The sequence below is a fragment of the Bradyrhizobium sp. 31Argb genome (assembly GCF_043638955.1).
Lineage (GTDB): Bacteria > Pseudomonadota > Alphaproteobacteria > Rhizobiales > Xanthobacteraceae > Bradyrhizobium.
In genome coordinates this window covers 1-9450 of the sequence record NZ_JBEGDB010000299.1, presented here as the reverse complement: position 1 = coordinate 9450, position 9450 = coordinate 1, and the positions used below count along the sequence as shown (strand labels likewise).

Genomic DNA, 9450 nt, shown 5'->3' with positions numbered 1-9450 from the left:
CCTCATCCGCCGTGAGACGCGCGGAGTTAAATCACTGATTTGCCCGACGGCGAAAGCGGAATGTTTTTTGCGCGAGGTCTGGACAGACTTTTCGCTGATTTGCCCGTCGGGTTGATTTGTCGCACCCATTGTCTCCACATCGTCATTGCGAGCCACCGGGTCGGCGCGGTAGCGCCGACCCGGTGGCTCGCAATGACGGATAGCTCATGCCGAGGTATTGCCCTCCACGAGCGCGGCGATCGCAGCCTCGATCGACACCGAGCCTTTGCAGGCATTGGCACCTTTGTCGGCAAAATCGATCCAACCCTGGTTGAAGCCGTCGATCATCTGCATTCTCGGCAGGGGGTTATGCATGCCCTGCTCCCGAAAGATCGCCTCCCATTGTTCGCGCGGCACGGCTTCAGCCCTGACTGGCTTGCCGAGCGCCCTGGAGAACGCCGCTGCGATAGCTGCGGGGCTGACGCGCTCTGCAGCTTCGAGCTCGACGATGCGAGTGCCGCTCCACTGCTGCTGCAACAGATCGGCGATGGCGTTACCGATATCGGCGGTGGCGATCATCGGCACCGCACGATCGAGCGGTTGCAGATAGCTTCTGATGACGCCGTGATCCCGGGCTGAGGCGAGATCGATTGCCGCATTCTCCATGAACCAGGCGGCGCGAAGGAAGGTCACCGGCATGGCGAGCGTCGACAGCGCGCGTTCGAGCAGGCCGAGCTGGCTGAGCAGGTTCGACCGCTCGGCATCGGCGCCGATCGTCGAGAGCGCCACCACGCGTTTGGGCGCGCCGCGTGTCAGCGCCGCGCGCAGCGTATCGATCATCGCTCTAGCCTCGCGCCAATCGGGCGAGGGATCGAACAGCGGCGGCAGCATCACAAACGCCGCTTCCGCGCCCTCGAAGGCGCGGCCGAGTGCTTCGGCATCATCGAGATCGGCGATCGCGACCTCGCAGCCCTGCGCGGCCCAGCTCTCGCCCTTGGCGCGATGCCGCACGACGACGCGCGGTCGCTTGCCTTGTGCGAGCAGGGCGCGAGCGGTGGCCCCGCCGACTTTTCCCGTGACTCCCATGACGGTGTACATGTCTCTCTCCTTTTGCCTGATATGAGCGCCGCCGGCCGCGCGACCCGTTGGCTTCACCCGGGCTACGTGGTTGCATGGAGGCGGCTACCAGGGCAGCCTGTCGCCGTGTCGATTGATGAACTTCAGGCCAGGCTTGCCGGCGCGGGCTTCTACTGCGGTTACGACCGGCGTGATGCTTTCGTCGATCGAGAGTATTGCTTCGCTGCCGCCCATTTCGGTCCGCACCCATCCCGGTGCGATCAAGAGCATCGCGCGCGGGTCACCGGAATGCCGCTGGCTGAAGCACTTCATCAGCATGTTGAGCGCGGCCTTGCTCGCGCTGTAGAGCTCCCAGAAGCCGCGATTGGCGGCGATGCTGCCGAGTTCGGACGACATCACCGCGATGATGCCGCGCGGCGGCACCTGGTCCTCGAAGGTCTCGACCACGCGCATCGGCGACAGCGCGTTGGTAACCATCATGGCGACGAAGTCCTCGACATCAGCATCGATCGGCGTGTTCTCGCGCGCGAGGCAGATGCCTGCATTGACGAGCAAGGTGTCGATGATGCGACTCCCGAGGCGCCCCTTCAGCGCCTTGATGGAGGCCGGATCGGTGGTGTCGACGGTCTCGATCTCGAGGCTTACGGGAAAGCGCACGGCAAGATCGTCCAGCGCTTTCGACGGGGTACGCACCGTGGCGGTCACCTGGTAGTCGCGGCCGCAATATTGCTCGACCAGCGCAAGACCAAGTCCGCGGGAGGCGCCGATGATGAGAACGGTTTTCCTGGTTGCCAAAAGAGAGGTCCTTTCCGAGATCGTTTGATCCGACGGGATGAACTCTTTCACCTCGACACTGATGATCCCAGTGCGGATATGTCAGATGACTGGTGACCAAAAATCAGCAAAGAGCTGCTGATGGAAGCGTGAGGCGGGTGCACCTCGCCCCGCTTGCGGGAGAGGTCGAAATTCAAGCGGAGCTTGAATTTCGGGTGAGGGGGAGCTTCCGCGAGTCCGTCTGTCACCGTGTTCGCGGAGAGAGCCCCTCACCCCAACCCTCTCAGAGCGAGCTCTGCTCGTCTCGGCCCCGTAAGAACGGGGAGAGGGAGAAAGGCCGTCACTTGGCGCGCGAGCGGGTCGCTCCCTGCGCGGCCTTCAGTGCGAATTCGATGAAGGCGCGGACTTTCGCCGGCGGATGGTGGCGCGAGGGATGCAGTGCGTAGAGCGGGAAGGTTTCGCCCGGCCAGTCCGGAAACAATTCGATGAGGCGGCCCGAGTCCAGCAGCGGCTGCACGCCGATGGCCAGCAGTTGTGCGATCCCTGTGCCGGCGATGCATTCGTTGATCATCGTGCCGACGTCGGTCAGCACCAGCGCACCCGAGGTCTTCACCGGCAGCACTTTCTTGCCGGCGTGAAATTCCCATTCGAAGAGACGTCCGGACAGCGGATCAATGAACTGGATGCAGGAATGATCCTGCAGTTCGTTAGGATGCTTGGGACGGCCGTGCTTCCTAAGGTAGCCGGGCGAGGCGACGGTCAGCACGCGCGTCTCCAGCAGTTTGCGCGCGATCAGCGTGCCGGCGGGAGGTTCGCCGAAGCGCATCGCCACGTCGATGCCATCGGCGACGAGATCGCCGACATGCTCGCGCGTGATCAATTCCAGCGTCAATTCCGGATGCTGGCGCAGGAAGCCGCCGATGCGGCCAGAGAGGATCACGCGCGAGAAATACGGATCGATGTCGACGCGCAGCCGGCCGCGGACGACCCCGGCCGATTTCGACGCGGTGCTCGCGGCGTCCTCGATCCCCGCCAGCAGTGGCGCCACCTATTCATAGAAGCGGCGGCCTTCGTCGGTCAGCGCCACTGAGCGCGTGGTCCGATCGAACAGCCGCACGCCGACCCGCGCCTCAAGCCGCGCAACCGCGCGGCTGACGCCTGAGGCGGTGATTCCAAGCGTATCGGCGGCGCGGGCAAAGCTTTTGGTCTGCACCACCGCCGCCAACACGCTGATTCCCGCCAGCAGGCGGCCGTCGAAGGGCATTGCTCCACCATGACTGTGTGTCAGTAATGATGGAGCGTGGTTGCGGCTGGATCAATAGCGAGTCTGTAGCCCGGGTGGAGCGCAGCGCAACCCGGGGACGCCGGTAACCGCCGAAACAGGTGTCCCGGGTTACGCTCTCGCTCCACCCGGGCTACGAATCATCCGAGCGGAGAGAGCGTCCCTCATGCCTTGCGTTTCGCGGCTTCCTGCAAATCAGGCGCGTTGACGGCGGGGATCGCGACACGGCCGGGGCCGGTATGCGCGAGTGCGGCGGCGGCTTTGTCGTTCTCCATGATCTTGGCCATCACGGCCTGGCCGGCGCGTTCGAAGATCGCGCGATTTTCGATCACGAATTTCTGCGACTTGCGCAGGCCGTCGATATAGCCGTTGATTTCGGGGATCACATAGCGCGCCACCAAGTCCCAGCTTCGCCTTGTGTTTTCCGGGTTGGCCCAGTCATGGGCGAAGCCGACGATGGTGCCGACGCCGCCGGAGACTTGCACCAGGTTCTTGATCATCTTCACGAGATCATCAGGCGTGCCGATGGTTGAGGCGGCGCCCTCCACGAACGCGGTCTTGTCGACGGCCTCGTCCGGCGAGGAGAACGCGGTCAGCCCGGGCCGCATCAAAGTGCCGACATTATATTCGTTGTGCCAGCGCATCAGCCCGGCGCCGGCCTCGCGGCGCGCCTGCTCGCGCGTCTCGGCGATGTGCCAGGAGAGCAGCACCCGCCAGTTCGAGCGGCTCACGGTGGTGCCGGCCTTCTTTGCGGCGTCCTCGGCGAATTGCCATTGCTGCGGCAGCGCCATCAGGCCTTGCGTCGACATCGAGCCGAGCGAGATGATGCCGATGCCGTATTTGCCGGCGAGCGTCATGCCCGAGGGCGAGATCTGCGAGGCCACCACGAACGGCATGTCCTCCTGCAGGGGGAGGATCTGCAGCGCGGCGTCGTTCATCACGAACCAGTCGCTCTTGGCGGTGACTCGCTCGCCGTTGAACAGGCGGCGGATCACCGCGATCGCTTCGTCCTGGCGGTCGCGCTGGGTCATCGGGTCGATGCCGAGCGTGTGCGCGTCGGAGGCCAGCGCGCCCGGACCGGAGCCGAAAATGGCGCGGCCGCCGGTCATGTAGTCGAGCTGCACCATGCGCTGGGCGACGTTGAAGGGATGGTGATAGGGCAGCGAGATCACGCCGGTGCCGAGCTTGATCCGCTTGGTGCGCTCGCCGGCGGCCGCCAGAAACATCTCCGGCGAGGCGATCATCTCCCAGCCTGAGGAGTGATGCTCGCCGCACCAGAACTCATCATAGCCGAGCTCGTCGAGCTGCTGGACGAAATCGAGGTCGCGGCGGAATTGCAGCAGCGGATGCTCGCCGATCGGGTGATGCGGGGCGAGGAAAGCTCCGAATTTCAGGCGCGCCATTGGGTGTTTTCTCCAGGATTATTGTTGTCGTTAGCGTTGCAGCAACCCTACGGGCAGGGCAGGTCCGGCGCAATGCTTCGAGCCCGCCGGGCCTGCATGGTTGTTGCGCAGGCGGCGCAGCCTGCCGCCGCCCGGAATTTCAGCCCCGTAGCCCGGGTGGAGCGCAGCGTAACCCGGGGTGCTGTTCGCCGCGGACGCGGCGGTCCCGGGTTGCGCTGCGCTCCACCCGGGCTACGGACCTACTGCGAAGCTTACCTCGGAGGTAATCGCCGGAATGCGCCGAATCTGTAGCTTGCGGGCACAACAGATTTTGAACGGAACGGCCCGCCATGCACCAGATCGTCACCTATGTCAGTGGCACTATGTCAGTGGATTCCTCGCGGCGCTGGTGGGTGTTGGCGACAGTGGTCGCCGCGCAATTCATGTTCGGGGTCGATGCCTTCATCGTCAATGTCGCGATCCCGACGATCGCGGTGGAGCTGCAGGCGAGTGCCGCCGAGATCGAAGCCGTCATCGCGATCTACCTGATCGCCTATGCGACGCTGGTGGTCACCGGCGGCCGGCTCGGCGACATCTACGGCACCAGGAACGTGTTCGTCGCCGGCGTTGCGGGCTTCAGTCTGGCGTCGCTGTGGTGCGGGTTTGCGCAATCCGGCCCCGAGCTGATCATCGCGCGACTGGCGCAGGGCGCGACCGCGGCGCTGATGGTGCCGCAGGTGCTGGCGACGCTGCATCTGTTGTTTGCCGATTCGGCGCGCGCCCGTGCCTTCGGCATCTATGGCATCGTGCTGGGCCTCTCCGGCGCCGCCGGCTTCCTGCTCGGCGGCGTGCTGGTGACGCTTGATCTCGCCGGGCTTGGCTGGCGCGCGGTGTTCTTCGTCAACGTGCCCTTCGGCATCGTCATCATTGCCGCCGCGCTCAGGATCATGCCGACGGTGCCGCATCGCGCCGGCACGAGGCTCGACCTTCCCGGCGCGGTCGTGCTGTTTGCGGGATTGCTGTGCCTGATCGGACCGCTGCTGTTCGGCCACGATGTGCACTGGTCGCCCTGGGTGTGGCTGGTGATGGCGGGCGGCGCTGTGATCATCGCCGTGTTCGTCCGGCTCGAGCGTGCGATCTCGCGCAGTGGCGGCATGCCGCTGATCGATCTCGCGCTGCTGGCTGACGCAGCCTTCATGCGCGGGCTGGTCGCCGTGTTCTTTTTCTTCTTCGCCAATCTCTCGTTCTATCTGATCATGACCATGTTCATGCAGAACGCGCTGCATATTCCGCCGCTTCAGGCTGGTCTCGTCTTTATGCCGGCCGCACTCACCTTCGTGGTCGCCTCGCGCCATAGCGGCGCGCGGGCCAGGCATCGCGGCACGCTGGTGCTGATCGAGGGCTGCGCGCTGCAGATCGCAGGCCTTGTCGCGATTGCCGCGACGGCAGCGCTGGTTGAGGCGCCTTCCGCGCTGTCGCTTGCGCTGGTGCTGATGATCTTCGGCTACGGGCAAGGATTGGTGATGGCGCCGCTCTCGAGTGCAGTGCTTTCGACGGTGAAACCTGCGAGCGCGGGTGCGGGTTCCGGCATGTACGGCACCACGGCGCAGATCGGAAATGCGGCCGGCGTGGCCGCAATTGGCGCGGTGTTCTTCGCGATCGAAGCCGCAGGCTCAGCGCGGCTGGCGCTGCATTCGGCATGCGCATTGTTTGGGCTGTCGATCATCATTTGCACCGCATTCCTGTCAAGGATGCGGCGCGCAACATGATCACAAATTAATCTTGGATCACGAATTTACCGCCCGCCTCACGATTTCGCGGGGAATGACAGTATACGGACTTTTTATTTTGCGCTGCAGCAACTATGTGTTTGGCCGAGGCTGGTCGAAATCACCTCAGGAGTTGCTGTTGTCACTTGCCAAGAACATCGAGTTCCTAAGCCATCTGCCCCGGCTGAATGGATTCAATGGGTTTGCCGCCGTCTACCGGCGAAGCCTTGCACCTGATGTCGATAGTCCGCTGGTCGAGACCGCCGAGTTCGGATCGAATCCCGGCGCGCTGAAGATGTATTCGTTCGTGCCGGAAGGAATGCCGCGCGGCGCGGCGCTCGTGGTCGTGCTGCATGGCTGCGGCCAGACCGCGGCTGGTTACGATCTCGGTGCGGGCTGGTCGACGCTTGCGCGTCACCATGGTTTTGCGCTGCTATTGCCGGAACAACAGCCGGCGAACAACGCCAACACCTGCTTCAACTGGTTCGATCCGCAGGACATCACACGCGGCAAGGGCGAGGCTGCCTCGATCCGTCAGATGATCGCGCGCATGGTCATCGATCACAAGCTCGATCCACGCCGCATCTACATCACCGGGCTCTCCGCCGGCGGCGCCATGACCTCGGTGATGCTTGCGATCTATCCGGATGTCTTCGCGGCAGGCGCGATCGTTGCTGGCCTCCCATTCGGCATCGCCACCAATCTGCGCGAAGCCCTCAATGGCATGATGCAGGCGTCGTCGCGCACCGCCAATGAACTGGGCGATCTCGTGCGCGGCGCCTGGAAGCACGATGGTCCGTGGCCGAAGGTTTCGGTCTGGCACGGCAGTGCCGATCGCACCGTCAATCCCGGCAATGCGGACGCGATCGTCAGGCAATGGCTCGACGTGCACGGCCTGCCGGAGGCGCCGATGGCGGCGACAATGGTCGACGGCTATCCGCGCGAGGTCTGGTGGGATTCGAACGGCGAGACCGTGGTCGAGTCCTACACCATCACCGGCATGGCCCACGGCACGCCGCTCGGCATCGCCGCCAATGACGAGCGCTATGGCGAAGCCGGCGCCTTCCTGATCGAGGCCGGGATTTCGTCGTCCTACCACATCGCGAACTTCTTCGGCCTCACCGAACGGGCCCGCCGACCCGCGCCGGTTGCCAGAGAAGCCGCAAAGCCGGTGGTCAAGCCTGTGACCAAGCCGGTCGCGAAGGAGCCGGCAAAGCCGATGCCCTTGCCGCGCGCGACGCCCTCCCGTCAGGCTGCGCCGTCGTCACACAGCTTCCGCGGCCGCGCTCGCGAGATCAGCGATGTGATCACCCGGGCGCTGACTGCGGCCGGTTTGATGAAGTAATTCTGGCGCCGCGAGGACAAGCCGCGGCGTCGCTCACAGTTCGCCGGTGATGAACGGATTCGTCATCCGCTCCTGGCCGATGCTGGAGCCGGCGCCGTGGCCGCAGATGAAGCCGACGTCGTCGCCAAGCGGCAGCAATTTCTCCTTGATCGACCTGATCAGCGTTTCGTGGCTGCCGCCGGGCAGATCGGTGCGGCCGACCGAGCCGTTGAACAGGACGTCGCCGACATGGGCGAAGCGCAATTCCCGGTTGAAGAACACGATGCTGCCAGGCGAATGGCCGGGGCAATGCAGGATCTCGAAAGTGAGTTCGCCGATTGTGACCTGCTCGCGCTCCTCGAGCCAGCGGTCCGGCGCAAAGTCGCGCACGCCGCTCATGCCGAAACGCGCGCCGCTGCTGACCACATTGTCGAGCAGATATTTGTCGGCGATATGCGGGCCCTCGATCGGCACCTTCAGCGCGTCGCGCAATTCAGCCGCGCCGCCGACATGGTCGATATGGCCATGGGTGATCCAGATCTTCTCGACGCTGACGCCGGTCTGTTTGATCGCCTCTTGGATCTTCGGGACGTCCCCGCCGGGGTCGATCACGACCGCCTTCTTGGTCGGCTCGTGCCAGAGGATGGTGCAGTTCTGCTCGAACAGCGTCACCGGCACGATGATGGCGCCGGCCTTCGGTTTTGTTTCGGTTTTGTTATCCATAGCGGCACCTTATGCGCTGGGAAAATCGCGTCAACACGTCCCGGGAACGCCATGCGGTCGCGGGCCGGACTGTGATAGCATTGCACAGTTCTTGAACATGTAGTCTGTAAGAGGAATGGCATCCACCGTATCGGAACATCCCGTCAGCCAGGTTTCGCGGTCGCCGCTCGGAGGCCCGCGCACCACGGCCCGCGCCTTCTTTGTGGCCGAACGCCTGAACACATCGGGGCTGGAGCGCAGCGATGTGCTGGCGACGACGCCATTGGCATTCCGCGTCAATGAGAACGGTGTCGCGATCCTGTTCCGTTACGGCGTCGTGGTCCTGATCGGGCTGAATGCGCTGGAGGAGGAGGAGTTCCTGCGCGGGCTGCAGTCGCGCCTGGTCGCGCCGTTTGCGCGGCGCGAGGAGGAGAGCGCCACCATCGAGCTCGCCTCCGAGAAGGACGATCAAATTCCGCCGGGCGGGCCGATCTATCTGCAGAGCCTGTCGCCGGAGCGGCTGATCCTGGTCGGCGAGGCGCTGGCGAAAAGCGTCGTGCTGGCGCGGCATGAGCGCGAGGTCGCCGCGGTGTTCGACATGACCGAGCCATTCGCGCGCGACCTCGCCAAGAGCGGGCAGATCCATCGCGGCCGCAACGCGATCCTGAAGCACATCGGCAACGCATTGTTGGTTCGCCATCGCGTCTCGGGCCCGGTCGAAGTGTCCGAGAAGCCCGACATCCTCTGGGACAAGCCGCAGCTCGAGCGGCTCTATGCCAGGCTCGAGGATGAATATGAATTGAAGGAGCGCGCCGAATCGCTCAACCGCAAGCTCGCGGTCATCGCCGAGACCGCGCAGGTCCTGACCGATATCATCGACACCCGCCGCTCGCTGCGTCTCGAGATGATCATCGTCTTCCTGATCCTGTTCGAGGTGTTGATCACCATCTACCAGCTCGCGATCGGCCGTCACGTGTGATCTTCTCCCTCTCCCCGTTCTTACGGGGAGAGGGCTGGGATGAGCGACTATCTGGATTGTCAAGTTGCATTGGCGTAAGCGGCACGCGCCTCGCGTGCTTTGGCTTTGAGGCGGACCAGGAGCTTACGGGCGAGCGCAATGCGAATGACCATTTTTTCCTTTCCGGCAGCGACCAGCCTATC

Annotated in this window: 7 protein-coding genes and 2 pseudogenes; 3 read left to right on the top strand and 6 right to left on the bottom strand. The window is 64.2% G+C overall.

Features of this window, described 5'->3' with window-relative positions:
* Positions 1–204 precede the first annotated feature (204 nt).
* From AAFX91_RS35005 to AAFX91_RS34990, 4 genes and pseudogenes are all read right to left on the bottom strand, one after another.
* Positions 205–1077, bottom strand: a complete 873-nt coding sequence (locus AAFX91_RS35005; protein ID WP_394569589.1) for an NmrA family NAD(P)-binding protein — start codon at positions 1075–1077, stop codon at positions 205–207.
* A gap of 84 nt (positions 1078–1161) precedes the next feature.
* Entirely contained in the window at positions 1162–1851 is a 690-nt protein-coding gene (locus AAFX91_RS35000; protein WP_394569588.1) for an SDR family NAD(P)-dependent oxidoreductase, read from the bottom strand.
* Between the two features lie 319 nt (positions 1852–2170).
* Positions 2171–3094, bottom strand: a pseudogene (locus AAFX91_RS34995) (LysR family transcriptional regulator).
* Positions 3095–3276: 182 nt separating this feature from the next.
* Positions 3277–4515 (bottom strand): LLM class flavin-dependent oxidoreductase, encoded by a 1239-nt coding sequence (locus AAFX91_RS34990; protein ID WP_282530854.1) that lies wholly within the window; start codon positions 4513–4515, stop codon positions 3277–3279.
* A gap of 329 nt (positions 4516–4844) precedes the next feature.
* Here AAFX91_RS34990 and AAFX91_RS34985 point away from each other — a divergent pair, with 329 nt between their 5' ends.
* Positions 4845–6263 (top strand): MFS transporter, encoded by a 1419-nt coding sequence (locus AAFX91_RS34985; RefSeq protein WP_394569587.1) that lies wholly within the window; start codon positions 4845–4847, stop codon positions 6261–6263.
* Positions 6264–6402: 139 nt separating this feature from the next.
* Positions 6403–7608, top strand: coding sequence for a PHB depolymerase family esterase (locus tag AAFX91_RS34980; protein WP_394569586.1), 1206 nt, complete (start codon positions 6403–6405; stop codon positions 7606–7608).
* A gap of 33 nt (positions 7609–7641) precedes the next feature.
* Here the strand turns inward: AAFX91_RS34980 and AAFX91_RS34975 are convergent, their stop codons facing one another.
* Positions 7642–8310 carry an MBL fold metallo-hydrolase gene (locus AAFX91_RS34975; protein WP_394569585.1) on the bottom strand — a complete coding sequence of 223 codons (669 nt, stop codon included), beginning with the start codon at positions 8308–8310 and terminating at the stop codon, positions 7642–7644.
* Positions 8311–8425: 115 nt separating this feature from the next.
* On the opposite strand from AAFX91_RS34975, the gene AAFX91_RS34970 reads away from it, so the two are divergent.
* On the top strand, positions 8426–9268 hold the full coding sequence (locus AAFX91_RS34970; protein WP_282530851.1) for an RMD1 family protein: 843 nt from the start codon (positions 8426–8428) through the stop codon (positions 9266–9268).
* A gap of 59 nt (positions 9269–9327) precedes the next feature.
* On the opposite strand, the pseudogene AAFX91_RS34965 reads toward AAFX91_RS34970, so the two are convergent.
* Positions 9328–9450 (bottom strand): annotated as a pseudogene (locus tag AAFX91_RS34965) (IS110 family transposase); the annotation flags it as partial.

Excerpts from the sequence above, each read along its gene's own strand:
- AAFX91_RS35005 (WP_394569589.1), bottom strand. The coding sequence starts at position 1,077 with ATGTACACCGTCATGGGAGTCACGGGAAAAGTCGGCGGGGCCACCGCT.
- AAFX91_RS34990 (WP_282530854.1), bottom strand. The coding sequence starts at position 4,515 with ATGGCGCGCCTGAAATTCGGAGCTTTCCTCGCCCCGCATCACCCGATC.
- AAFX91_RS34985 (WP_394569587.1), top strand. The coding sequence starts at position 4,845 with ATGCACCAGATCGTCACCTATGTCAGTGGCACTATGTCAGTGGATTCC.
- AAFX91_RS34975 (WP_394569585.1), bottom strand. The coding sequence starts at position 8,310 with ATGGATAACAAAACCGAAACAAAACCGAAGGCCGGCGCCATCATCGTG.
- AAFX91_RS34970 (WP_282530851.1), top strand. The coding sequence starts at position 8,426 with ATGGCATCCACCGTATCGGAACATCCCGTCAGCCAGGTTTCGCGGTCG.